Genomic DNA, 24538 nt, shown 5'->3' with positions numbered 1-24538 from the left:
CACTTGTTGGACTCATGATGCCCCGCCGGGTGATGCTCCCGCCGTGGGATCGACTGGGAAGTTCGTGCTGCTGTCGGCGATCTGGGGCAGCAGCTTCGCCTTGATCAAGGTCGCGGTGGACGCGGGGGTGCCGCCGGTCCAGGTCGCGCTGGCGCGCTGTCTGTTCGGCGCGCTGGCGCTGTGGCTGATCTGCGCGGTGCAGAAGGCGACGGTACCGCGTGACGCGCGCACCTGGGGACATGCGGCCGTGGTCGCGGTCCTGCTCAACTCGGTGCCGTTCACGCTGCTCGCCCTCGGTGAGTCCACAGTGGACTCGGTGCTGGCGGGGGTGCTGAACGCGACGACACCGTTGACGACGCTGGCCTTCGCGTTGCTCGTCGTACCGGGGGAGCAGGTGACGAGGACGCGGCTCGCGGGGCTGCTGCTCGGTTTCGCGGGTGTGCTTGTGCTGCTCGGGGTGTGGCGCGGGCTGGACGGCGACGTGCTGGCCGGCGGCCTCGCCTGCCTGGGCGCCACCACCTGCTACGGCGCCGGGTTCGCCTACACCCGGCGGTTCCTGTCCGGCGTGCCGCACCGGGCGAGCGCCCTGTCCGCCGTGCAGATCACCTGCGCCACCGCCCAGCTGGGACTGGCCGCGCCGCTGCTGTCGGGGCCGCCGTCCTGGCCCGGCTGGTCCGCGCTGCTCGCACTGCTGGTGCTGGGCGCGGCCGGCACGGGCTACGCGTACGTGCTCAACCTCGACCTGATCCGGGCGGCCGGTCCCACGGTCGCGGCCTCGGTCACCTACGTGACGCCGCTGTGGTCCACCGCGCTCGGTGCGGTGCTGCTGGCCGAACCGGTGGGGTGGCACACCGTCGTGGGCGGGGCGGTGGTGATCGGCGCGATCCTGCTCACCCGGCGACCCGCGCGGCGGCCCCGTGCGGTGACCACGGCCGGATGACCGGCACCGGTCGGATCACTTCTCCGGCGAAACGGCTCCCGCGTGCCGAGCCGTCCCGCGGTGCGCGGTCAGCCAGGTCAGCGCACGCTTGCGGATGGTGCGGGTGCCAGCCCGTTCGGCCAGGTAGTGACCGACGAAGCCCAGCAGCGGCAGGGAACCCAGCACGCCGAGGAGCCGGCCGCCGGTGGGCCGGCTGCCCAGCAGCGAGTCGATGCCGCGCAGCTCCTGGGCGAGCCGCCACAGGGCGCCGCCGAGCCCCGCCTTGCCGCGGCTGGGCGGAGCCGTGGTGGTCTCCGCGCTCGTGAGCTGCGCGGGGAGCGTGCGGTCGAACAGGACCGCGGCGAGCAGGCGCGTGCGGGTGTCGGTGTCGGTGACGCCGCACTCTCCCGCGATGGCGCAGAGGATCAGGCCCTGGGCGGCGCTGCCGAGCAGGTCCTGCACGGGCAACCGGCTGGCGAGCACACCGCCCAGGCCGGGGATGGCGGTGACGGCGGCGGTGAGCCTGCCGAACGGGCCGGTCCACCAGCGGACACGCCGCGCGGTGTCCATCCGCGCCCAGGCCGCGGTGCCGGGGACGCGCAGCACGACGACCCGGCGCAGCACCCGCCTGGGCAGGCTGAGCGGTGTGTCGGCCACGACCTCGCGCGGCCCGGACCTGCGCACGGCGTCCAGGGCCGGCGAGGCGGTGCGGACGAAGGTGCGCAGCACCGCTGTCAGGTGCTCGTCGGAAACCGTTGCCGGCATGGTCACTCCCGCGATCGTCACATGGTGTGCGCTGAGGGGTACCCACACCGGCGCGGCTCATCACGTGCCGCGCGAGGGGAGGACGCGCCGGTTTTCCGCGCTACCCGCGGAATGTCTGTTTTGGACTGTGTGACGGTGGTCGCCGAACGCAGATGCTCCTGCGGTGCAACGTACTCTCGACAACGGGTCCGACGAGAGGGAGCAGAAGCGCATGGGAAACCTGGGAGCAACCGAGCTGCTGATCATCGGTGCGGTCGTCCTGCTGTTGTTCGGCAGCAAGAAACTGCCGGAGATGGCACGCTCGCTCGGGCGTTCCGCGAAGATCCTCAAGGCCGAGTCCACCGGTCTGCGGCACGAGGAGCCGACACCGGACCCCCACCAGGTCGCCCGGCTCCAGCAGCAGGTCGACGACCTCCAGCAGCAGCTGAAGAACGCACGAAGGAGTGCCGACCCGACCGGCTGATCGTGCGCGCGGGGGTGTGGGCGGACGTTTCGGACCGGTGTCCCACGGGGACTCAGCGGGCACGCGCCGGTCGTCGGTGACCAGGTGCGCCAACGTGGAGGTTCTCGATGCGTGCACTGGCCCTCGTCTGCAGCCTGAAGCCCTCGCCCGCCCCGTCGAGCAGCGAGCTCATCGCGAACCAGCTGCTGGCGGAGCTGCGGGCGCACGACGTGACCGGCGAGGTGGTCAGGGTGGTCGACCACGACGTCAAGCCGGGTGTCGAGGCCGACATGGGCGACGGGGACGCGTGGCCCGCGCTGCGGGAGAAGATCGGCGCGGCGGACGTGCTGATCCTCGCCACCCCGACCTGGATGGGGCATGCTTCCAGCGTGGCGCACCGCGTGCTGGAACGGCTCGACGCCGCGTTGTCGGAGACCGACGACGAAGGGCGGCCCGCGATGTTCGGCAAGGTCGCGCTGGTCGCGGTCGTCGGCAACGAGGACGGTGCGCACAAGATCGTCGCCGACCTGTTCCAGGCGCTCAACGACGTCGGGTTCTCGATCCCGGCCCAGGGGTGCACCTACTGGAACGGCCAGGCCATGCAGACCGTCGACTACAACGACCTGGACGAGACGCCGGACGAGGTGAAGTCGACCAACGCCACGGCCGCGCGCAACGCCGCGCACCTGGCCAGGCTGCTGCGCGCCGACGGTTACCCGGCCGTGTCCTGACCGTCCTCCGAGAGGAACCCGTGCCCGCCGACCCGTCCGAGCTCGCCACCCGCCTGCTGCGCCTGCACACCGACCCCGAACTGCTCACCGTGGTCAACGTGTGGGACGTCATCACCGCCGAGGTCGTCGCCGGCGTCCCCGGCACGAAGGCGCTGGCGACCGCGAGCCACTCGATCGCCGCGAGCCGCGGCTACCCCGACGGCGAGCAGATCCCGGTCGAGGAGATGATCGCCGAGGTCGGGCGCATCACCGCCGCGACGGAGCTGCCGGTGACCGCCGACCTGGAGGCCGGCTACGGCGACCCCGGTGACACCGTGCGCCGCGCCATCGCCGCCGGCGCGGTGGGCGCGAACCTGGAGGACCAGCTCAAGCCGCTGCCCGAGGCCGTGGCGGCCGTCGAGGCCGCGATCAGGGCGGCGAACGCGGAGGGCGTTCCCGACTTCGTGCTCAACGCGCGCACGGACGCGTTCGTGAAGGCGGGTGACCGCGACCCCGCCGAGGTGCTCGCCGACGCCGTCGAACGCGGGCGGGCGTTCCTCGACGCCGGCGCACCGGTGGTCTTCGTGCCCGGCAAGCTGGACGAGGACCAGATCGGCACGCTCGTCGAGGCGTTCGGCCCCCGGCGGCTCACCCTGATCGGCCTGCCCGGCCTCCCGGCCCTCGCGCGGCTGCAGGAGCTGGGCGTGGCCCGCGTGTCCTACGGGCCGCTGTCCCAGCGGGTCGCCCTGACCGCGCTGGCGAAGCTGGTCGAGGCGGTGCACCAGGGCGGCGGTGTGCCGGAGGACACCCGGCCGCTCAACTGAGTGCCCGCACCGGGACGAACAGCCATCGAATGCTGCCCGGCAGCGCCCCGGCCGGGTGACGGACCGGGACGAGAACCGGAACGGAAGTCATTCGGACGGCGGTATCCAGCCGCTACCCGCGCATGGACCGGCCGGTACCGTAGTCGCCCCGCTCCCGCATCCGGGTAGTCCGCGAAATCTCGATAGGCGGCCATTCGGCTCCCCTTCCGACGTCAGGCGTGTCCGCGCAGCCACCGCATGGTGCCCGCGCGGGCACGCCTGACCGCGTTTCGGCACGTCGCCGGAATCCCAATTGAGAAATGCGCAGCCGGCCGGATGCATTTTCTGCACTTGACTCGGCAGGAAGCGGAGTTCTAAGCGCGTGCGCGCGTAAAGGTTTCACCGGCGTTAAGCGGACGTTTGTCCCGGTGGTGGTGTTGACGTGCCAGGAGGGCGATTGTAGGTTCGAAATCACGCCCTCTCCGGGAGGTTTGCGAATTGAGTCGAATCATTCACCAATTGGCGTTGAACGAAAATCATTGGCCTGCGCTGCCGGGTGTGCGCGAGGCGCTGGTGAACTCGCTCGCCGACGTCAACCTGACCGGTGACGCGCTCGCCGCGGGACTGGAGCGCAGGCTGGCCGCCGACCTCGGCACGACGCCGGACCGGGTCGTCGCCGGTGCGGGCTCCGGGGCGCTGCTGCAGCAGTTCCTGACCGCGCACTGCGCCCCCGGCACCTCCGTGGTGCACGCGTGGCCGTCCTTCGACCTCTACCCGCTGCTGATCCGCAACGCGGGTGCCGAACCGGTTGCGGTGCCCGGCGAACAGCAGGACTTCCGCGCGGTCGCGGCCGCCGTCACCGACGACACCCGTGTGGTGCTGGTCTGCAACCCCAACAACCCCACCGGCGAGGTGCTCGGCGAGGAGTGGCTGCGCTCGCTGCTCGCCGCCTTGCCGCAACACGTGCTCGTCCTGGTCGACGAGGCCTACCGCGAGTTCGCGGACCAGGCCGAGATCGCCGACGCGACAACGTTGTCAGCCGATCCGCGGCTCGCGGTGGTGCGCACGTTCTCCAAGTCGCACGGCCTGATCGGCCTGCGGGTCGGTTACCTCGTCGGCGCGCAGGAGGTGGTGGGACCGCTGCGGCGGGTGGCGCCGTTCCACCGAGTGCCCACCGTCGCCCAGGCCGCCGCGCTGGCCGCGCTCGACGCCGGGGCCCGCATGCGCGAGCAGTGCCGTGCGGTGGCCGCGGAACGGGACCGGGTCCGCGCGGGGCTGCGGGAGCTCGACTACGACGTCCCGCCCAGCGGCGGGAACTACCTGTGGGTGCGGCTCGGGCCGCGCAACCAGGAGTTCATCGCCCACCTCGCCGAGCACGGGATCGCGGTGCGGGAGGTCGCGGGCGGCGTGCGCGTGAGCACCGGGGTGCCGGAGGCCAACGACGCCGTGCTCACGGCGGCCCGCGCGTTCAGCGGACGGCCGGTCGAGGGGGCCGTGCGATGACGGGCACGGTGAGCGAGGCGCTGCGCACCGACGACCCCGCCGAGGCGATCCGCGCCGCCCTCGCGCGCCGCCGTCCCCGCTCCGGTGACCGGTTCGGCGAGCTCACCCACTACGCCATGGCCGTGCCGGGGAAGCTGTTGCGGCCGTTGATGCTCGTCGCGTCGGCGGAGGCGGTCGGCGGCACCGCCGAGACCGCGCTGCCCGCCGCCGTGGCCGTCGAGCACCTGCACGTGGCGTCACTGGTGCACGACGACATCATCGACGGCGACGACCTGCGCCGCGGCCGGCCTTCCGTGCACGCGCGCTACGGCGTCGCGGACGCCATCGTGACCGGTGACGCCTTGTTGTTCGACCTGTTCGCCTCGGTCGCCGAATGCGCCGCGCCGCCGCGGGTGGTGATGGCGGTCGTCGCCGAGTTCGCCCACGCGGGCGGTGACCTGTGCCGCGGGCAGGTGCTGGAGTCCACGATGGTGTCGCCCGGCGCCACCCGGCCCGGCAGCGCGCTGGAGGACTACCTCGACGTCGCCGCCGCCAAGACGGGGGCGCTGTTCCGGGCCGCGTGCCGGGCGGGCGCGCTGCTCGGCGGCGGCTCCGCGGGGCAGGTCGACCAGCTCGGCGACTACGGCCACCACACGGGCGTGGCCTTCCAGATGCACGACGACCTGCTGCCGTACCTCGGGGCGGGCACGTCGGGCAAACCCGACGCGAGCGACGCGGCCAACCTCCGTCCCACGTGGCCGGTGCTGCTCGCGCACCGCGAGGGCCGGCCGGAGCACCGCGCGGCCGTGGAGACCGCGCTGTCGGGTGCGCTCGAACCGGAGGAGACGCTGGAGCTGTTGCGGTTCGCGGTGACCGACAGCGGTGCGCTGGACGAGGCCCGCCGCGGCGCACACGACCGGTCCCGGCTCGCGCTCGCCTGCCTGCGGGGGCTGCCGGGCGCGGCCGCCACCGACCGGCTCGCGGCCATCGCCGAGATCGCGGTCGACCGTGACCGCTGAGGTGCGCGCGCTCCAGGCCACCGGGCACGCGGTGCGGGAGCGGGCACTGGCGCACTGGCAGACCTGGCGGCCCTACACGACGTGCTACCCGGCCCTGCTCGGCCTCGCGGGCGTGCTGGTCGCGGGCGGTGACCGGCCGGCGGAGATCGCCGCCGCAGTGCTGGCCCCCGTGCTGGGCTGGCTCGCCGGTCACTACCTCGGCGACCACTTCGACCGGCACCTCGACGCCATCGCGAAACCGCAGCGGCCCATCCCGTCCGGGCGGCTGTCACCCGCCGCGGCTCTGGCCACCGGCATCGGCTGCGCGGTCGTCTCGCTGGCCGTGGTCGTCGGGTTCAACTGGCGCGTGCTGCCGTTCTTCGCGCTGGCGGTCGGCGGGATCGTCGCCTACAGCGCCGTGTTCAAACGCCTCGGGTTCAGCGGGAACCTCAGCCGCGGCGTGCTGTCGGCGCTCGCACTGGTGATCGGCGCGATGATCGCGGTGCCCTGGCCACCACCGCAGCTGCTGCCCGTGGCGCTCGGGTTCCTGTTGCACGACACCGCGTCCAACCTCATCGGCACGGTGCGCGACGTCGACGGGGACCGCGCGGGCGGCTACCGGTCGGTGCCGGTGCGCCACGGCGTGCCCGCGGCGGTGCGGCTCGCCACCGTGCTGTGGGCGGCCGGAACCGCGGCGGTCGGCCTCAGCGCGCTGGTCGCCGCACGGCCCGGCGCCCAGCTCGCCCTGTTCGGTGTCGCCGTCGTGCTCGGCGGGTGCGCGCTGCGGGTGGCCCGGCCCGCGGCGCTGACCCCGAGGCGCGCGCTGCGTTCGCACGAGCTGCTCGTCGCGGAACGGCTGGTGCTCGCCGCCGCCGTGGTGGCGGGTGCGGCCGGCCCGTGGACCGCGGTGCTGGTCGTGGCACCGGCGCTCGCGTTCTCGCTCGTCCTGCAGGCCCGGATGCGCTCACGACACGAGTTCCCCGACGGGGCGGACAACAGAGGGGAGAGGTCATGACCTCGGTCGACACCGGCACCGCTGAGGAGCTGGAGACCGCCATCGCCGACGGTGCGCGGGTGCTGTTCGCCGCCCAGCGCCAGGACGGGGTGTTCGACTACGGGGCGAGCAGCCTGCGCTCCACGCTCGCGACCGCCGGCGCGATCACCGCGCTGCACTTCGCCGACCCCGGCGGTGCCGCCGACCTGATCGCGGCGGGCGCCGACCGGTTGCGCCGCACGCGCAACGACGACGGCGGCTGGGCGATGGTGCCGGGCCTGCCGAGCGAACCGGGGCCGACGGCGGTGTCCGCGGCGGCGCTGCACCTCGTCGACCCGGTCTCCAACGCGGCGGAGGTCGCCGCAGGACGGCGCTGGATGGCCGACTACGGGGGACTGGAGGCGATCCCGCACCCGGAGGTCGTGCTGTGGTGCCGCCAGTTCTACGGGTTCGCCGGCTGGCTCGCCCCGCACGAGATGCGGCGGTTCCCGCTGGAGCTCGCGCTGCTGCCCGGCCTGTACCGGCGGCTGTTCGACCTGCGGCTGCCGATGGCCTCCGCGCTCGGGCTCGCCCAGACCCGGCACCGGCCGCTGACCCGCCTGCAGCGGCTGCTGGCCCGCAGGGCCGAACCGAACGCGCTGCGGGTGGTCCGGCAGGCCTTCGAGCACGAGGGGTCGGCCGGGTCGTGGTCGGAGGACGCGTGGGTGACCGGTCTCGTCTGCACCGGCCTGGCCCGCGCGGGGCTCGGCCAGGACATGGTCGACGCCGCCGTGGGGTGGTTCCGGCGCACGATGCACGCTGACGGGTCTTGGGCGACGACACCGCTGGACGCCGCCTGGACGATGTACGCGGTGCGCGGCCTGGTCGAGGCGGGCTACCGCGACGACCCCAGGCTCGCGGCGTCGCGGGACCTGTTCGTCGCCCTGCAACAGCACCGGCCGTTCCTCGCCTTCGGCTGCCCGCCGGGGTTCTGGGGCTGGTCCGGCGCGCACGGCTGGCCCGCGGTCCTCGAGACCAGCGAGATCGTGTCCGTGCTGGCGAAGCTCCCTGGCAGCGGGCAGGCCGGCGCGGTGCGCACCGCGGCGGGCTGGCTGCGCGACCGCCAGGACAGCCGCGGCTCGTGGGGACTGTGCGTGCGCAACACCAGGGTCGCCAACAGCGGCCCGTGCCCGATGACGACCGCGCAGGCCGTCGACGCGCTGCTCGACGCCGGGGTGCTCGCCGGCGACACCCGCGTCCGCAGGGCGCTGCGGTGGCTCGGCCGGGCCCAGCTGCCGGACGGGAGCTTCGAGTCGGTCTGGTACCGGGAGCACACGATGGGCACCGCCGCGGTGCTGGAGGCCTTCGCCCGCAGCGGCCGCACCGGTGACGAGACGGCGGTCCGCGCGCGGTCGTGGCTGCTCGGGACGCGCAACGCCGACGGATCGTGGGGTGACGGCCACGGCGCCCCCGGCACGGTCGAGGAGACCGGCTGGGCGGTGTCGTCGCTGCTCGCGGCAGGGGAGGAGCCGGCCGCCGTCGCGACGGGGGTGCGCTGGCTGCTCGACGCCCGCACCGCCGAGGGCGGGTGGACACCGGAACCCGTGCACGAGTACGTGCGGCGGGTGAGCCGGTACGCCAACCCCGGCTTCACGCACGGCATGGCGTTGCGCGCGCTGGGCCGCTACCGGACGGCCGCCCGATGAGCGGGCCGGACGTCGTCGTCTGCGGAGCCGGGGTGGCCGGCCTCGCCACCGCCTGCGCCCTGGGGCGGCTGGGCCGCCGCGTGCTCGTGCTGGAGAAGCGGCCCACGCCCGCGCCCGTGGCGAAGGGCGAGGTGCTGCAACCGGGATCACTGGCGGTCCTGGCGGCCTGGGGCGTGACCGACCGGCTCGACCGCGCGGGCGCCACCCGGTTGTCGCGCCTGGTCGCCCGCTCCTCCGACGGCACGCCGCGGATGGTGCTCGACTACGGCCGGCTCCCGGCCGCGCACCCGTGGCTGCTGGCCCACGACTACCAGGCCATCCTCGACGCGCTCACCGACGCGCTGCCGGCCGCGGTGGAGGTGCGGCGGGGCGTGCACGTCCGCGACCTGCTGCGCACCGGTGGCCGGGTGAGCGGCGTGCGGTGCGACGACGGGGACGTCCCCGCCGCGCTCGTCGTGGCAGCCGACGGGATCTCCTCACGGCTGCGCGCCGCCGCCGGGCTCACCGCTGCGCGGCACGACTACCCGCACCGCCTGGCGGCGTTCGAGCTGCACGACGTCGACGACGTGGAACCGGACTTCTCCGCCTACGTCACCGACGGCGGGTTGCGGCTGCACTACCCGTTGCCCGGCCGGCGGGTCCGGCTCTACGTCCAGGTCGCGCCGGACGAGCTGCGCGGGCTCGACCGGGACGGGCTCGCCGGATGGGCGGACCGGGTGCTGGCCGGGTGCTCCGGGCTCGCGCCGCTGGCAGGGCCGTTCCGCGCCGGTCTCGACCGCAGGCAGGTGCTGCCGGTGTCCCGGTCGACGGCCCCTGCTCTCGTCGCGTCGGGCTTCGCGCTGGTCGGGGAGAGCGGCCACTCGGTGCACCCGATGGCCGCGCAGGGCATGAACAGCTCGATCGCCGACGCGCACGAGCTGGCGACGGTGCTGCGCCAGGGCGGGACGCTGGCGCCCGACGTGGTCGACCACGCGTTGCGCCGCTACGACGCCGCCCGCAGGGAGAACCTCGCCCACATCGGCCGGACCAGCCACAACGCCGCACGGATGATCACGACCCGGTCGTGGGTCGGTGCCCGCGCGCTCACCGGCACCGGCCGCAACGACCGCATCCGCCACGAGGTCATGCACACCATGTCCGGGCTGGGGGTGCGCCGGCTCACGCCGCTCGACCGGCTGCACCAGGTGGAGCTGCTGCCCGACCCGCGCGCGTCCCGGCTGCCGGACTGGGTGCGTGCCGCCTCCGCGGAGGCGGCACGGTGAGCTCACCCGCGGGCGTACTCCAGCACCACCAGGCCGTTCGGCCCGTCGATCCGCGCTCGCCGCACGAGACCGGCGGGCGCGGCGAGCGCGTCGAAGTCCTCCGGCCGGCGTTCCCGCCCGCCGAGCAGGGTCAGCGACTGCAGGTCGAACGACGAGTTGTTCTTCGCGTGCTCCTCGCCGGCGAGGACCTCGACCACGAGCACGCGCCCCTCGTCCGGGACGGCCTCGGCGCACCGGCGCAGGATGCGGGTGGCGTCCTCGTCGGGCCAGTCGGTCAGCACGCGGGACACGATCAGCACGTCGTAGCCGGTGGGCAGCGGGTCGAGGAAGCTGCCGCCGACGAACTTCGCCCTGCCGCCGAGGCCGGCGAGGAACTCCTCGGCCTCCGGCCTGACCTCGGGCAGGTCCAGCACTGCACCGGTCAGGTGCGGGTGCTCGGTCAGCACGGCGCCCAGCAGCGCGCCGGTGCCGCCGCCGACGTCGACCACGCTCGACACGGAGCTCCAGTCGTAGCGGGCGGCGACCTCCGGGCCGGTCTGCCAGGCGAACCCGGCCATCGTCGCCCCGAAGAACACGCGCAGCGCCTCGTCGTCGCGGTAGTCCGACCAGAAGTCCTTGCCGTGCACCACGCCGTAGGCCGACCGGCCGGTGCGCACGGCGTGCAGCATCCCGCTGTAGGCCAGGTCCATCTTCAGCCCGGGTCCTCCCGCGTCGAGCCACGACCGCAGCAGCGCGTTGCTCTCGTCGAGCAGCGCCCGCGACACCGGCGTGAGCGCGTGCTCACCGGGCGCCTGCTCGGCGAACAGGCCGACCGCCACGAGGTGGCGCAGCAGGCGGGCCAGCGCGTCCCGGTCGGCGCCGCACGCCTGCGCCAGGGCGGCCGTGGTGGTGTGCCCGTCGCGCACCAGCTCGGGCAGCCTCAGCGCGACCGCCGTCCGCACGGCGAACGGGGTGGCGAGGTCCACGAGGGCGGCGAGAGCGGTGGTACCGGAGCTGTCACTGGTCACGGCGATCCTTTCGGGAATTCCCTGGAGGTTCTGTGCTGATCTGAAGATTGCCGCTGAAAAGCGTTGGAAGCAAGCGTTCGGAAGATTTTTTGCACATCCGTTCCGTGTGTGCGGAATGGTTATCAGGAATGGGTGGAAAATGACCTCTCTCGACGTGCGCCCGCTCACCTGCGCACTCGGTGCCGAAATCCGCGGCATCGCGCTCGCCGACGTCGACGACGCCCTGTTCGACCGGATCCACCGGCTGCTGCTCGAACACCTGGTGCTGTTCTTCCCCGACGCCGCCGGGCTCACGCCGGAGGACCACAAGGCGTTCGGCAGGCGGTTCGGGCAGCTGGAGGTGCACCAGCTCCTGCCGAAGCTGCCCGAGCACGAGGAGGTCGTCGTGCTCGACTCCGAGCAGGGCGCCAAGGCCGACGTCTGGCACACCGACGTCACCTACGCCCAGTCGCCGCCCATCGCCTCGGTCCTGCAGATCGCGCAGTCGCCCGCCGTCGGCGGCGACACGATGTGGAGCAACCAGTACCTGGCCTACGAGGCGTTGTCGGCGCCGATCCGGGAGCTGTGCGACGGTCTCACCGCCGTCCACGTGCTGGAGTTCGGGTCCTTCCGCAGCGAGGCGGAGCACCCGGTCGTGCGCGTGCACCCGGAGACCGGCCGGCGCTCCCTGTACGTCAACCGCATGTTCACCAAGCGCATCCCGCAGCTCACCGCCGAGGAGAGCGCGGTGCTGCTGCCGCACCTGTTCACCGTGTCGGAGAGCCCGCAGCGGGTGTGCCGCTACCGGTGGACCGAGGGCGCGGTCGCGGTCTGGGACAACCGCGCGACCCAGCACCACGCCGTCAACGACTACACCGGGCGCAGGGTCGGGTACCGCGTCACCGTCCTCGGTGACGAGCCCAAGGGCGACGGGGCGCGCTGGCCGGACCACCAGGTCACCGGCATGAGCGCGACCGCGGTGAAGGACTGAGCGCCGTGGACGACACCGAGTTCATGGACCTGTACTGGCGCGACCCGCACGCCGCGCTGCGCCACGCCCGCGACCACACCCCGGTGCGCGAGCTGACCTTCGAGACGGGACCGACCTGGCTCGTCACCCGGTACGCCGACGTGCGCGAAGGACTCGCCGACCCGCGGCTGGCCAAGGACTACCGCGCCGCGCTGCCCGCCGACGAACGCGCCACCGCGCCACCGGGTCTGCCCGCGCCCATGTCGCACATGCTCACCTCGCTCGACCCGCCCGACCACACCCGGTTGCGCAGGCTCGTCACCCAGGCGTTCACCGCCCGCCGCATCGCCGAGCTCCGCCCCCGCGTGCAGACCCTCGCCGACGACCTGCTGTCCGCGCTGCCCACCGACGAGCCGGTGGACCTCGTCGCGCGCTTCGCGATCCCGTTGCCGATGGAGGTGATCTGCGAGCTGATCGGCGTGCCCGAGCTGGACCGCGAGGACTTCGCGCACTGGTCGACCGTGCTGATCGACGAGTGCCCGGAACCCGAGCTGGTCCGCGCCTCGGCCCAGCTCGCCGACTACCTCGGCGGTCTGGTCGCGCTGCGCCGCGCCGACCCGGACGACGCCCTGCTCTCCGGCCTCATCGCCGCCTCCGAGAACGGCGAACGCCTCTCCGACCTGGAAATCGTCGCCATGGCGATGCTCCTGCTGATGGCCGGCCACGAGACCACCGCGGTGTTCGTCACCAACAGCGTGCGCGCCCTGCTCGCCGACCCCGCGGCACTGGAGCGGCTGAAGCCGGACACGGCGCCCGAGCTGGTCGAGGAACTGCTCCGGTGGGTCTCACCCGCCCTCAACGCCTCGCTGCGGTTCGCCACCGAGGACCTGGAGATCGCCGGGACCACCATCCCGCGCGGCGCCTCCGTCATGCTCTCCACGGGGGCGGCCAACCGCGACACCACCCGCTTCCCCGACGCGGCCCGCCTCGACCCGGACCGCGACACCACCGGCCACGTCGCGTTCGGCCACGGCATCCACCGCTGCCTGGGCGCAGCCCTCGTGCGACTGGAGGCGGAGGTCGCGCTGACCGCGCTGTTCGGCCGCTTCCCGAAGCTGCGGGCCGCCGCCGTGGAGGAGGAGCTGACGTTCCGGCGCAGTGTCCACGTGCACGCGCCGAGGACGTTCCCGGTGGTGCTCGGGCCGTCCTCGGGAGCCTGACGGCCGGTGACCGTCCACTGCCTCGGCTGTGGACGGTCACCGGCCTGTCGTGACCACGCCCATCGGTTGCACGGTCATCCGCAACCGGTGGCGCGGCGGTGGGTCAGGCCTTGTCGTACTGCGTGGGTCCCACGACCGCGGTGCAGCACCCCGGGTTCGCCCACCCCTGCGCCGTGAGGTTCCACGTGACCCGCACGCCTTCGGTGAAGTCGTAGTTGCAGGTCTTGGACGTGTTGTCGCCCTTGCTGTTCACGCACTCACCGGTCCTCGCCCCCGCCTGCCAGAACACCACGGCGGCCCGGCCGTCGGCCTCGTCGTCCCAGACCGTGAACGAGTCGCCGTAGCTCGTGAATGTCGCGTGCGCGAGCCGGTTCGGCCATGTTCCGTACACGTTGCTGCTGGAATCGGCCATCGCGGGCGTTGCCATGCCGGCGGCAACCGCCACCGCGACGACAGCGGACACCCCGAACTTCTGCGACAGACGCAAGGTCATCACTCCTCAGTGGACTCCGTTTGACTGAACAACTATGTATTCGACGTCACCAGTCATCGAGCTGATAGCCCGGATGTACGCACCGCAACGGCCACCAGGGTGAACTTGGACTGCGCGCAGTGGACGCTCCGTACACGCGGATGCTGTTCAGAAAAGCTTGTCCCACGGGTTGGAATGATGGCTTCTGTGGAATTGGGTCGACCTGCCAGACTTTGCGAGGAAAGGCCCGACTCGCATTGAAAAAATGAGTCAAAATGAGGTCGCCGCACTTTTGTTCGAATGCTGTTGTTCGTTGAATCGCACTGGGAGACGAATGTGGCCAGCACAGCACCCCCGCTCGTCGGCGGCAGCACCACCGTGCTGCCTCAGCCCCGGGCGGGCGCGGAACCCCTGTCGCGGCTGGCGGCCGAGGACCTCGACACCCTGCTGATGATCCGGCACTTCGAACTGGCCCTGCTGGAGCTGTTCTCGCAAGGTCTGCTGCACGGCACCACGCACACCTGCCTGGGGCAGGAGTACATCCCCGTCGCGCTCTACGCACTGCTGGACGAGGGCGACCACGTCTTCAGCAACCACCGCGGCCACGGCCACTACCTGGCCCGCTTCCGCGACCCGCACGGCCTGCTGGCGGAGATCATGGGACGCGAGGGCGCTGTGTGCAACGGCGTGGGCGGCAGCCAGCACATCCTCCGCGACCGCTACCTGTCCACCGGCGTGCAGGGCGAGAGCCTGCCGGTGGCCGCGGGGGTCGCCCTGCACCTGCGGCGGACCGAGCCAGGACGCATCGCGGTGGTGCACGTCGGCGACGGCACGTGGGGCGAAGGCGCGGTGTACGAGGCGCTGAACATGGCCCAGTTGTGGGGGCTGCCCCTGCTGGTCGTGGTCGAGAACAACAGGATCGCCCAGTCCACCTCGACCGAGCAGCAGATGGCCGGCACCATCCAGGCGCGTGCGGCGGCCTTCGGCATCCGCCACCACCACGTCACCTCTCACGACGTTGCCGTGGTGCGCCGGGAGCTGTCCGGCCTGGTCGACGACGTCCGCACCCGGCACCAGCCCCTGGTGGTGGAGTTCAGCACGAACCGGGTGGGCCCGCACAGCAAGGGAGACGACTCCCGCCCCGCCGAGGTGATGCGGCACGCGGCCGAGCACGACTGGTACCGCCGGTACGAAGCGCAGCACCCGGAGCAGTTCGCCGTGGCCGACCGGAACCAGCGACAGGCGATCGCCGAGGTCGTGCGCGAGGTCCAGGCCCGCCCCGCGTCCCGCTGGGAGCACTCGTGACCAGGCCGGAACGGGTGATCGGCAACCTCAACCGGGCCCTGCACGCGCTCCTCGACGACGACCCCCGCGCCTACGTCATCGGCGAGGACGTCGCCGACCCGTACGGCGGCGCCTTCAAGGCCACCCGCGGCCTGTCGGACCGCCACCCGGAACGCGTGATCTCCTCGCCGATCAGCGAGGGCGGCATCGTGGGCGTCGCAGCGGGGCTCGCGCTGACCGGCAACCACCCGGTCGTGGAGATGATGTTCTCCGACTTCGCCGCGCTCGCCTTCGACCAGCTCCTGAACTTCGCCAGCAAGTCCGTGTCGATGTACGGCCGCACCGTTCCGATGAGCATGGTGGTCCGCTGTCCCACCGGCGGCAACCGGGGCTACGGGCCGACCCACAGCCAGAGCCTGCAGAAGCACTTCATCGGCATCCCCGCGCTCAGCCTGCACGAGATGTCGCCGTTCCACGACAACGCGGACGTCCTCACCGCCATGCTCTCCAGCGAGCAGCCCTGCATGTTGTTCGAGGACAAGACGCTCTACGCCCGCACGATGCACCAGGGCGGGATCGTCGACGACCTGTTCCGGTACGAGCTGCTCGACGACCCGAGCCGGACCGCGCGCGTGTTCCCCGTGGACTGCGCCGACCCGGACTGGATCATCCTGGCCCCCGGCGGCCTGACCGAGCGAGCCGTCGCCGCCATGCGCACCCTGCTGCTGGAGGAAGAGGTCACCTGCGAGCTGCTCGTGCCCTCCCGGCTCCACCCGTTCACCGTCGAACCGCTGCTGGAGACGTTGTCCCGCGCCCGCCGCATCTGCGTCGCCGAGGACAGCGCAGCCGGTGGCACCTGGGGCGAGATGCTCGCCCAGCAGCTGCACCAGCACCTGTGGCACCGGCTGGCCCAGCCCGTGCTGCTGCTCAGCGCCCGGCCGAGTGTCATCCCCACCGCCGCCCACCTGGAGCACACCGTCCTGCTCCAGGCGCCCGCACTGCGCCGCGCCCTCACGGAGGCCTCCCAGTGATCAGCGTCAAGCTGCCCACCCTCAACACCAACGACGCGGGCTACGTCCTGGTCGAGTGGCTCGCCGAGCACGGCGCACGCGTCGAGAAGGGGCAGCCGCTGGTGGTGGTCGAGACCTCCAAGGCCCAGGAGGAGATCGACAGCACCGCAGACGGCATCCTCCACACCCTCGTCGCGGACGGCGCGGACTGCCGCCCCGGTCAGACCGTCGCCCACCTCTTCGCCTCCGCGGACGAGCACCGCGCCTACCTCTCCGCACCGGCCGCCGCCCCCGCGGCACCGCCGGAGCCGGCCACCGGTGCCGGTCTGACGCTCACCAAGGCGGCGCGCGCCCTCGCGGACCAGCACGGCCTCACCGACGACGACCTGCGCGGACTGGGCCGCACCGTGATCCGCGCAGCCGACGTCGAAGCGCTGCTGCCCAGCCCCGCACGAGCCGATGCCCCCACCGGCCAACGGCTGTCGGCGCAGCAACGGGCGGTGAGCGCCGTGGTCACCGAGTCGATGCGCACCATCCCGGCCGCCGCCGCCTACGCCAAGGTCGACGTCGGCCAGGCCCAGGACCTCGCCCGGCAACTGCGCCGGCGCACCGGCAGCGTCGTCTCCCTGGTCGGCCTGCTCGTCAAGGCGGTGGCGGACCAGCTCCCGGCACACCCGAGCCTGTTCACCCGGCTCCTCGACGACGGCACCGTCCAGCCCGCCGCCAGCGCGCACGTCGCGGTGGCCGTGGACGCCGGAAAGGGCCTGTACACCCCGGTCGTGCACAACACCGCCGCGTTGAGCGTCACCCGGATCGCCGACCTGATCACCGAGTTCCGCGACAAGGCCGCCCGCGGCACCTTCCGGGCCGACGAGCTCACCGGCGCCAACATCCTGATCGCCCCGCACACCACCGACGGCGTGGTCTTCGCCACCCCCATCGTCTTCCCCGGCCAGACCTGCGCGCTCTCCCTGGGCGGCATCGACGAACAGCTCGTCCTCGACCAGCAGGGCAGGCCGGAAGCCCGCCGGTTCGCCCACCTCGGTCTGGTCTACGACCACCGCGTGGTCAACGGCCGTGACGCGATGGTCTTCCTCGGTGACCTCAAACGAGCCCTGGAGGCACCGGCCGCCCTCGCGGCCGCCACCCCGTGAAGAAGCCCGTCGGCGGCATTCGGATGCCGCCGGTGATGACAGCCATGCCGAGAAGTTCTGGTCAGTCCCGAGGAGCTGCTGCCCGATGGAGAAGTTCGCCCTGCTGTGCGACGCCGTCGCCCACGTCCACGCCGGCCGCTCCGCGCAGGCCCGTCCTGCGCTGGAGACCCTGCAGAAGTTGCTCGGGCCCGAGGTGCAGCCGCAGGACGCGGCGTACGAGTTCTACCGGGCCGCACTGGTCAACCGGGTCGAGGAGCACGGAAGCCCCTCGGAGACCAACCTGTACCGGCAGGACTACGACCAGCCGCAGATCGACCTGTACTACCTGCTCACCACCCACCTGCCGTTCATGGACACGAGCCGGGTCGTCAACGAGCTGCTCGCCGGGCAGGTGGGCACCGCCGAGGACTTCGCCCTGATGTCGGTCGGCATCGGGCACGGCCGCCAGGAGAGCGCGCTGCTGCGCGGTCTCGCGACCGGCAACCCGGGACTGCGCCGCTGCACGGTCATCGGTGTCGACCCCGACCGGGAGAGCCTGGCCACGGCCGAGCGCACCCTGCGGCAGGTCGCGGCCGAGCACGGTGTCGAGCTGGACTTCCGCCCCGTGGCGAAGGTGGCGGAGGACCTCGACGACGCCGACTGGATGGGCCTGTCCCACATCGACGTCCCCTTGGTGGTCAACGCTTCTCTCGCGCTGCACCACATGCAGGACCCGAGCCCGGGTCACGACGCCAGGGACGAGTTCTTCCAGCGGTTGCGCGAGCTGAACCCGTGCGGGCTGGTGCTGAACGAGTTCGACACCGACCACCACGAGGTGTCCTTCCCGCAGCGGTTCTTCAACTCGTGGCGGTTCTTCGGCACCATCCTGCGCGCCATCGAGGCCGCTCCGGCCACCCAGCAGGAGAAGGACCACATGAAGACGTTCTTCGCCCGCGAGATCATGAACATCGTCGGCTCGCGCACCGACGACCAGCGCTTCGAGCGGCACGAGCCGGCCGCCACCTGGATCACCCGGCTGCGCCGCTGCGGCTTCGAGCCCTACGGTGACGCCCCGGGGCTCCAGGCACACCCGCTCCCCGAGGACTTCACGGTGCGCGTCCTGCCCGAGCAGGTCCGGCTCGGTTATCGCGGCACCACGGTCTGCTCGGTCATCGGCGCGCGTCCTGCCGGATGAGGCACACCGGCGCCTGACCGGGATGTCCAGTGTGGACGGTGAGGGCCGTCCACCTGAACGTCCGGAGAAGAGCCGCTGCGGGTCCTGCGGTTCACCATCTGCTGTGGAGGGCGGCACGAGAAGAACGGAGCTGCACAGCTGAACCTCGCTGATAGCGTCGTTCGGGAGATGCCGCCTTTCCAGGCGCGGCCGGTTGCAGCCGAGAGGATGTCCGAATGACGTCACCCGATGACCTCGCGCGAGTGGTGGTCGGCCACCTGTCGGCCGCGCTCGACGTGCCCGTCGCCGAGATCGCCCTCGACGCACAGCTCACCCACCTCGAGAACGCCAGCTCGCTGCGGCTGCTCACCGCGGTCACCGCCATCGAGGACGAGTTCGCCCTCGAACTGGACCCCGACACCCTGGTGCGGGTGCGGACCGTGGCCGATCTGGCGAACCTGGTCGAAGCCGGGATCCGCTCCTCCGGGGCGCGCTGACCGGTTCGCGGCCGCCGTGCGTGATCTGGGCCCGGACTTCGCGGTCGTTCCGTTTATCGGAACAGGAGATGGTCGACACCCTGCGTCCTTCCTACGGTGAACCGGCGTTCGCACCGTCGTGACGGCACATCGGGACCAGGTGGAGGAAAGTCCAATGGGGCTGGAAGTCGACACGGCCACCCCTCCCGGTTCACGGAACGAAAAGCCGGGACTCCGCTGGCTCGCCGAAACCCGGGAGCTCCGCACCATGGCCGACCTGCTGCCGGTCCTCGCGCAGCGGACGGCCGGGGAGCTGGTCTTCCCGGAGCTGAACACCTCGCTGGCCCACCGGGAGATCCCGGCACGGGCGTACGGGGTCGCTGCGGAACTGCGCCGCGCGGGTCTGGACGACCGGCCCGGCCACCGGGTGGGAATCCTCGCCGCGACGTCGCCGGAGTTCGTCTCCGCGCTCTTCGGGGTGTTCGCCGCGAACGTCGCGGCGGTGCCGATTCCCGTGCCGTCGTTCGCAGGGGGACTGGAGTCCGCTCTGGAGCGGATGGACGCGCTGGTCCGCAGCGCGGACCTCCGGTGCGTCCTGGTGGGACCGCCGTTCGACGAGTTCGGTGCCGCCGTGCAGGAGCGGTACCCGGACGTCGCGGTGGTGCGCATCGCAGACTGCGCACCGCAGCCGGAAGTCCCGCGGTCCGCGACACCGAAACCGCAGGACCTGGCCGTGGTGCAGTTCAGCTCCGGGAGCACCTCCTCGCCCAAGGGGGCGATGATCGAACACGGTGCCCTGGTGGCCAGCGTGCTGGGCACAGCGGAGCGGGGCGGTGTGGAGGACGGGGACGCCGCGATGGTGTGGGTGCCGCTGTTCCACGACTTCGGGCTCGTGACGCTGCTGACCCACCTGGTGACCGGCAGCGACCTGCACATGTTCAGCCCCGTGACGTTCGTCCGGCGCACCGCGGAAACCCTCCGGTACTTCGCCGACCAGCGCATCGCGTTCTTCACCGGCCCGAACTTCGCCTACGACCGCATCCTCGACGCGGCCGCGGCCGGGCGGCTCGACGGCATCGACCTCACCGGGTGGAAGGCCGCGATCAACGCCGGTGAACCCGTTGCCTCCTCGACGCTGCGGCGGTTCGACGAACTGCTCGGCCCGCTCGGCGCCCGCCCGACCGTCATGACGCCGGGCTACGGTGCGGCGGAGTTCTGCGTGGGGATCTCGCTGCAACCCGCCGGCCGTGTCGCGAAGGTCGTCCACGTCGACCGGGCGTCACTGCGGGACGGTGGCCGGGTGGTGGTCCACGACGGCCCAGAACCCGGTGCGGTGCCCGTCGTGTCGCAGGGTCCCGCCTTCCCCGGCGTCGAGTTCCGGATCACTGACGGCGCGGGCGGGGTGCTGGGCGAAGGGCACTTCGGTGAGATCGAAGCACGGGGGGCGAACATGCTGCGCGGCTACCTCGACGACCGCGCCGCCACCGACGCCGCGATCCGGGACGGCTGGTTCCGCACGCAGGACACCGGGTTCGTGCTCGGCGGTGAGCTCTACGTCTCCGGCCGGCGAAGTGACATGATCGTGGTGGCCGGCCGGAACTTCCACGCCCACGACGTGGAGACGGCAGTCCGCGACCTCGACGGCGTCTACCAGCGTCACGTGGTCGTCGTGGCGGACGTGTCCCGTGAGCGCATGGTCGTCGTGGCGGAGACGCAGACCGACGACCAGGCCGCCTTGGTCGCCGGCATCCGTGCCCGGATCGCCGATGAGGTCGGGCTGGCCGACGTCGACGTCCGGCTCGTCGCGCGGGGGTGGCTGCCGCGGACCAGCAGCGGGAAGTGGCGTCGTGGTGAGGTGCGCGAGCGGCTCTTCGCCGACAGCGGGGTGTGACCCGGTGTCCCGCGTCTTCGCGCTGAGTCCGAACCAGACCGACAACGACTCGATGCTGGCCGCGCTGGTTCGAGGAGACGCGGTTCAGCAGGTCGTGCTGTCGACCGGGCTCCGGGTCTGGGTCGTGGCCCGCTACGCCGAGGCGAAAGCCGTCCTGCTGGACAGCCGGCTGAGGAAGGACCCGGCGACGCTGTCCGATCCCGCCCACCTGTTCGACGGGGGCAGGCACCCCGAGGACAGCTACGCGGTGCTGGGCCGGCACGTGCTGAACACCGACGGAGCCGACCACCGCCGCCTGCGGGAGCTGCTCACCAGGTGCCTGGCCCCGAAGGCCGTCGACCGGCGCCGTCAGCGGATCGCCGAGATCGTCGCGACCAGCCTCGACACCCTGGCCGCCGCGACCGCGCCCGACCTGGTGACCGCGTTCGCCGGGCCGGTGCTGACGTCGGTGATGAGCGAGGTCATCGGAATCGAGAAGTCCCTCCTCGACCGGTTGCTCCCCGCTGTGCGAACAGTCGTCGCAGACGCAGATCCGCGGAGCGCGGAGGCGCGGGAAGCCGTGGACGCGCAGCAACAGCTCATCCTGGAGGCGATCGACGACCACGACCGGTTCCCCGGCACCGACACGTTGCTGAAGCTGGCTTTCCGCGACTACCACCCCGGCGGCAGGCTCAGCCTGGCCGAGGTGATGTCGATGGTCGCCCTGACCGTGTTCGCCGGGACCACGACCTCCACGACGCTGCTGGCTCACACCGCCGCTCTGGCGTCCACCAGGGAAGACCTGCTCGAAGCGATCACGGCCGGTCCGGCGTCGTGCTCGGCGGTGCTCGCGGAGGTCTTGCGCCGGTACCCGCCGACGCCGTGCGCGACCTGGCGGTTCGCCGCCGAGGACGTGGAGGTGGGCGGGGTCACGATCCCGCGCGACGCCACCGTTCTCGTGGTGGTCGCCGCCGCCAACCGCGATCCGTCGGCCTACCCGGACGCGGATCAGCTCGTCGTGCCCCGCGCAGGCAACACCGGTCACATCGGCTTCGGGCACGGCCCGCACTTCTGCGCGGGTGCGCCGTTGGCGCTGACCACGGCGAACACCGCGCTCCCCGCGCTGTTCGCGCGGTTCCCGCAGCTGTCCCTCGCCGTCCCGCTCGAAGACCTGCGCTGGACGACGAACCTGGGTGACCGCACCCTGTTCTCCGTCCCGGTCCGCCTTCGACCCGACGAGCGACCGGCATGAGGGTCGAGCGCACCGTCCGGATCAGCGCTGCGACGACGTGGCTGCCCGACGAGCGCTACCCGGCGGCGAGTGCCGTCGCAGCGGGAGCGGTCACCGCGGAACAGGCCGCCGGGGCCGCGTGCTCCGAGGTGCCGGTCGGCGCCGCGGTGCCCGCCTGGTGGATGGGGTGGCAGGCGGCTCGGCAGTGCCTCGGCGACCACGGCGTGGATCCCGCGGAGATCGACCTCGTCACCTACGCGGGCATGACTCCGGGAGTGGAAGACCCCTGGTCGCCCGCGCACCGGCTCGCCAGGGTGCTCGGCGCGTCCCGGGCCGTCGCGATCGGGCTGGCGCAGATGTCGAACGGCGGTGCCGCGGGAATCGGCTGGGCCACCACCTTCATGCAGGCGGACGACAGCGTCCGGCACGCGTTGTGCACCACCGCGGGCAACTTCAGCGCGCTCCCGTACGACCGGTGGCGAACGGCCCCCGCCACCGTCTTCGGGGACGGCGCGACCGCCGTTCTGCTGGGCCGCGACGAGGGCCCGCTGGTCATCCGCTCCGTCGGCTCGGCGGGCCGCCCGCAGCTCGAGGAGACCTTCCCGGCCTTCCACCCGTTCCGCCCGCTGCCCGAGCCGGTCTCCGGTCCCCAGGAGGACGCGCTCGGGTTCGCGGCGAACCTGAAGGGCTCCCGCGAGGTGATCCAGGAGGCCGTCGGCACCGCACTGACCGACGCCGGTCTGGGGGACGAGGACACGGCCCGCGACCGCATCGCACTCGTCTCGTCGAACCGGCTGGGTGCGCAGGTGACGGACCAGGTCGTGCGACGTGCCCTGCCACGTGCGCTGCGCGACCGCTACCGCGCGTTCGGGGCGGACACCGGGCACCTCGGGGCCGGGGACCTGCCGGCGAACCTGGCTGACGTCCTGGCGGGTGACCTGCTGGGAGCCGGTGAGTGCGCGCTCCTGATCGGCACGGGCGCCGGAGCGACCGCCTGCGCGATCGTCGTCGAACGCGAGTAGCCGGGACGGCGACACCGACTGGCCGGTCTCGTGGTGCGCAGGTCCACGAGGATTCCGGATTCGGCGGAAACCTTTCCCGCAGCAGCGGCAACTTGCACGTAGGTCGGAAGACGATCACCGATCTCGGTGCCGTGCCAAGGCACGGCAGACTCAAGGAGCGCTGCTATGAGCAAGACCGGGTCCACTGCGGACCGCCGGGCCGGTGGACCGCGGGACGCAAGCACCACCGCGGCCGGTTGACGGTGATCACCGCGGCGCTGGGGGTGTCGGCGCCGGCCGGTGCGTACCTGGGGGTGGTGTGGGGCGACTCGGAGCCGGTGGCCGTCGACGCCGGTGCGTACTACCGGTTCGTGTCGGTGCGCAGCGGCAACGCGCTGGACGTGGCGGGAGCGGACGGCGTCCGGATTCAGCAGGAGCAGCGCAGCCCTGACGCGGCGAGCCAGCAGTGGCGGCTGAAGCCGGTGGACGGCGGCTACCACCAGCTGGTCAACAACAACTCTGCGATGACCTGCAGGACATCGCAGAGGTCGTCGTCGGGCAACCCGGCCAGGACCTGCCGCGCCAGGGCTTGGATTCCGGCGACGTCGCACACCGGCTCATGGACTTCACCGCGATGTTCGCGCGGGTGCTGGACCTGCTCGAGCCCGGTGACTGGGAGCGCATGCTCCCCGTTTCGCACCCGGAAGCGGTCGAGCATTCTGTGCGCTGGGCCGGCGGTGCACACGTTGCACGAGCTGCGGCACCACCTGCTGGACATCCGCCGCCGGTTCGACCGGTCACCGCGATGACGAACTGACCACAGGACGCGGGTCGCTCCAGCGGAACAGGTCGATGAAAGCGGCGAGGGCCGGCACTCGAGTCAGCAGGGAGAACACGCCGTAACCCAGCACACCGCCGACCACGTTGAAGAGCAGATCGTTCACGTCGGCCAGGTGGCCACCGCCCCAGAGGTTGCCGGTGAAGAACTGGCTCAACTCGATCACCGCGCTGAATGCCGTTGACGCGACTAGCACACGCCACCACGAAGGTGTGGCCAGAAGTAGCGGCACGATCATGCCCACAGGCATGAACACCAGGATGTTCGTCACCGCGTCACCCACGTCGTAGCCGTCGACCAGTCCGAAGTAGACCTTCCATCGCGCTTCCGTCGCCGGCGCGCTCAGGTAGATCGGGAACACCGTGTTCGCAACGACTCCGGCGACGTACACGCAGAGCGCGAGAGCGACACCGGCACGCGGCACCGTGAGACGGCCACGGCGGTGCAGGACCCACAGCAACGCCAGGAAGGCCACCGCCGCCAAGGGAACCACCACCGGAAGCACCGGCACAGGATCGAACACGTCCACCCGGCATCAAGTCCTTTCAGGATTCACCGCACGGCCTTGGATCATCAGCGACGATCGCCCTGCGGGCGACCGCGCATCCTGCCACCGACTCCCTCATTGCGCAATTTCCTCCCTTTCAGCAAATCCACCGTCTCGAATGGGCACCCGATCGTGTTGCGCGTGCTTTCTGCGAGTCGAAATGCTGTCCGACGTGCGAAAGCTGGTCGCGCCAGAACGAGATCCCCTGGCGTCGCAATGTCGACGCCCGGCACACCGACTCCCCGTCCACAGCAGAACCCGTCATC

The 24538-nt window shown here is 72.2% G+C and carries 24 protein-coding genes; 20 read left to right on the top strand and 4 right to left on the bottom strand.

Annotated elements, in window-relative coordinates; genetic code table 11:
- The first annotated feature begins 43 nt into the window (after positions 1-43).
- The gene (locus ACZ7CF_RS00240; protein ID WP_470368412.1) at positions 44-940 is read left to right on the top strand and encodes a DMT family transporter; all 897 of its coding nucleotides are present in this window, start codon (positions 44-46) and stop codon (positions 938-940) included.
- A 15-nt stretch (positions 941-955) separates the two neighbouring features.
- Here ACZ7CF_RS00240 and ACZ7CF_RS00235 read toward each other — a convergent pair whose 3' ends face one another.
- Positions 956-1684, bottom strand: a complete 729-nt coding sequence (locus tag ACZ7CF_RS00235; RefSeq protein ID WP_470368411.1) for a hypothetical protein — start codon at positions 1682-1684, stop codon at positions 956-958.
- 163 nt (positions 1685-1847) lie between these two features.
- On the opposite strand from ACZ7CF_RS00235, the gene tatA reads away from it, so the two are divergent.
- From tatA to ACZ7CF_RS00195, 8 genes are all read left to right on the top strand, one after another.
- Positions 1848-2147 carry a Sec-independent protein translocase subunit TatA gene (gene tatA, locus ACZ7CF_RS00230; protein ID WP_470368410.1) on the top strand — a complete coding sequence of 100 codons (300 nt, stop codon included), beginning with the start codon at positions 1848-1850 and terminating at the stop codon, positions 2145-2147.
- A 107-nt stretch (positions 2148-2254) separates the two neighbouring features.
- The gene (locus ACZ7CF_RS00225) at positions 2255-2857 is read left to right on the top strand and encodes a flavodoxin family protein (RefSeq protein ID WP_360388059.1); all 603 of its coding nucleotides are present in this window, start codon (positions 2255-2257) and stop codon (positions 2855-2857) included.
- 20 nt (positions 2858-2877) lie between these two features.
- Positions 2878-3660, top strand: a complete 783-nt coding sequence (locus tag ACZ7CF_RS00220; RefSeq protein ID WP_360388061.1) for an isocitrate lyase/PEP mutase family protein — start codon at positions 2878-2880, stop codon at positions 3658-3660.
- 498 nt (positions 3661-4158) lie between these two features.
- Positions 4159-5142, top strand: coding sequence for an aminotransferase class I/II-fold pyridoxal phosphate-dependent enzyme (locus ACZ7CF_RS00215; RefSeq protein ID WP_470368409.1), 984 nt, complete (start codon positions 4159-4161; stop codon positions 5140-5142).
- A complete protein-coding gene (locus ACZ7CF_RS00210) occupies positions 5139-6140 on the top strand; it encodes a polyprenyl synthetase family protein (RefSeq protein WP_470368408.1) in 1002 nt (333 codons plus the stop codon). Before ACZ7CF_RS00215 ends, ACZ7CF_RS00210 begins: the two co-directional genes overlap by 4 nt.
- Complete coding sequence (locus tag ACZ7CF_RS00205) at positions 6130-7134, top strand: UbiA family prenyltransferase (protein WP_470368407.1); 1005 nt, start codon at positions 6130-6132, stop codon at positions 7132-7134. Before ACZ7CF_RS00210 ends, ACZ7CF_RS00205 begins: the two co-directional genes overlap by 11 nt.
- Positions 7131-8798, top strand: coding sequence for a prenyltransferase/squalene oxidase repeat-containing protein (locus ACZ7CF_RS00200; protein WP_470368406.1), 1668 nt, complete (start codon positions 7131-7133; stop codon positions 8796-8798). Before ACZ7CF_RS00205 ends, ACZ7CF_RS00200 begins: the two co-directional genes overlap by 4 nt.
- Positions 8795-10060 (top strand): FAD-dependent oxidoreductase, encoded by a 1266-nt coding sequence (locus ACZ7CF_RS00195; protein WP_470368405.1) that lies wholly within the window; start codon positions 8795-8797, stop codon positions 10058-10060. The genes ACZ7CF_RS00200 and ACZ7CF_RS00195 overlap by 4 nt, the downstream gene beginning before the upstream one ends.
- A gap of 2 nt (positions 10061-10062) precedes the next feature.
- On the opposite strand, the gene ACZ7CF_RS00190 is transcribed toward ACZ7CF_RS00195, so the two are convergent.
- Positions 10063-11067: a methyltransferase gene (locus ACZ7CF_RS00190; protein WP_470368404.1), complete on the bottom strand. Its 1005-nt coding sequence runs from the start codon at positions 11065-11067 to the stop codon at positions 10063-10065.
- 139 nt (positions 11068-11206) lie between these two features.
- On the opposite strand from ACZ7CF_RS00190, the gene ACZ7CF_RS00185 reads away from it, so the two are divergent.
- A complete protein-coding gene (locus ACZ7CF_RS00185; protein ID WP_360388078.1) occupies positions 11207-12037 on the top strand; it encodes a TauD/TfdA dioxygenase family protein in 831 nt (276 codons plus the stop codon).
- Positions 12038-12042: 5 nt separating this feature from the next.
- Complete coding sequence (locus tag ACZ7CF_RS00180; protein WP_360388081.1) at positions 12043-13236, top strand: cytochrome P450 family protein; 1194 nt, start codon at positions 12043-12045, stop codon at positions 13234-13236.
- A gap of 103 nt (positions 13237-13339) precedes the next feature.
- Here the strand turns inward: ACZ7CF_RS00180 and ACZ7CF_RS00175 are convergent, their stop codons facing one another.
- The gene (locus ACZ7CF_RS00175) at positions 13340-13729 is read right to left on the bottom strand and encodes a hypothetical protein (RefSeq protein WP_360388084.1); all 390 of its coding nucleotides are present in this window, start codon (positions 13727-13729) and stop codon (positions 13340-13342) included.
- Between the two features lie 315 nt (positions 13730-14044).
- Between ACZ7CF_RS00175 and ACZ7CF_RS00170 the strand changes: the two genes are divergently transcribed.
- From ACZ7CF_RS00170 to ACZ7CF_RS00130, 9 genes are all read left to right on the top strand, one after another.
- On the top strand, positions 14045-15013 hold the full coding sequence (locus tag ACZ7CF_RS00170) for a thiamine pyrophosphate-dependent dehydrogenase E1 component subunit alpha (RefSeq protein WP_470368403.1): 969 nt from the start codon (positions 14045-14047) through the stop codon (positions 15011-15013).
- Positions 15010-16023 (top strand): alpha-ketoacid dehydrogenase subunit beta, encoded by a 1014-nt coding sequence (locus ACZ7CF_RS00165; RefSeq protein ID WP_360388090.1) that lies wholly within the window; start codon positions 15010-15012, stop codon positions 16021-16023. The genes ACZ7CF_RS00170 and ACZ7CF_RS00165 overlap by 4 nt, the downstream gene beginning before the upstream one ends.
- Positions 16020-17156 carry a 2-oxo acid dehydrogenase subunit E2 gene (locus ACZ7CF_RS00160; protein ID WP_470368402.1) on the top strand — a complete coding sequence of 379 codons (1137 nt, stop codon included), beginning with the start codon at positions 16020-16022 and terminating at the stop codon, positions 17154-17156. The genes ACZ7CF_RS00165 and ACZ7CF_RS00160 overlap by 4 nt, the downstream gene beginning before the upstream one ends.
- A gap of 85 nt (positions 17157-17241) precedes the next feature.
- Positions 17242-18330, top strand: a complete 1089-nt coding sequence (locus ACZ7CF_RS00155) for a GRAS family protein (RefSeq protein ID WP_470368401.1) — start codon at positions 17242-17244, stop codon at positions 18328-18330.
- 215 nt (positions 18331-18545) lie between these two features.
- Positions 18546-18806, top strand: a complete 261-nt coding sequence (locus ACZ7CF_RS00150) for an acyl carrier protein (protein WP_360388099.1) — start codon at positions 18546-18548, stop codon at positions 18804-18806.
- A 247-nt stretch (positions 18807-19053) separates the two neighbouring features.
- Positions 19054-20676, top strand: a complete 1623-nt coding sequence (locus ACZ7CF_RS00145) for an AMP-binding protein (protein WP_470368400.1) — start codon at positions 19054-19056, stop codon at positions 20674-20676.
- A gap of 4 nt (positions 20677-20680) precedes the next feature.
- Positions 20681-21907, top strand: coding sequence for a cytochrome P450 (locus ACZ7CF_RS00140; RefSeq protein ID WP_470368399.1), 1227 nt, complete (start codon positions 20681-20683; stop codon positions 21905-21907).
- A complete protein-coding gene (locus tag ACZ7CF_RS00135; RefSeq protein WP_470368398.1) occupies positions 21904-22908 on the top strand; it encodes a ketoacyl-ACP synthase III family protein in 1005 nt (334 codons plus the stop codon). Before ACZ7CF_RS00140 ends, ACZ7CF_RS00135 begins: the two co-directional genes overlap by 4 nt.
- 242 nt (positions 22909-23150) lie before the next feature.
- Positions 23151-23696, top strand: a complete 546-nt coding sequence (locus ACZ7CF_RS00130; RefSeq protein ID WP_470368879.1) for an RICIN domain-containing protein — start codon at positions 23151-23153, stop codon at positions 23694-23696.
- Here the strand turns inward: ACZ7CF_RS00130 and ACZ7CF_RS00125 are convergent.
- Complete coding sequence (locus tag ACZ7CF_RS00125; RefSeq protein WP_360388123.1) at positions 23685-24254, bottom strand: VanZ family protein; 570 nt, start codon at positions 24252-24254, stop codon at positions 23685-23687. The two genes, ACZ7CF_RS00130 and ACZ7CF_RS00125, sit on opposite strands and share 12 nt — an antisense overlap.
- Positions 24255-24538 lie beyond the last annotated feature (284 nt).

The sequence above is a fragment of the Lentzea sp. NPDC036955 genome (genome assembly GCF_055608005.1).
Note: the sequence above shows the minus strand (reverse complement) of the source record. Positions and strands in the feature narration are given on the sequence as shown.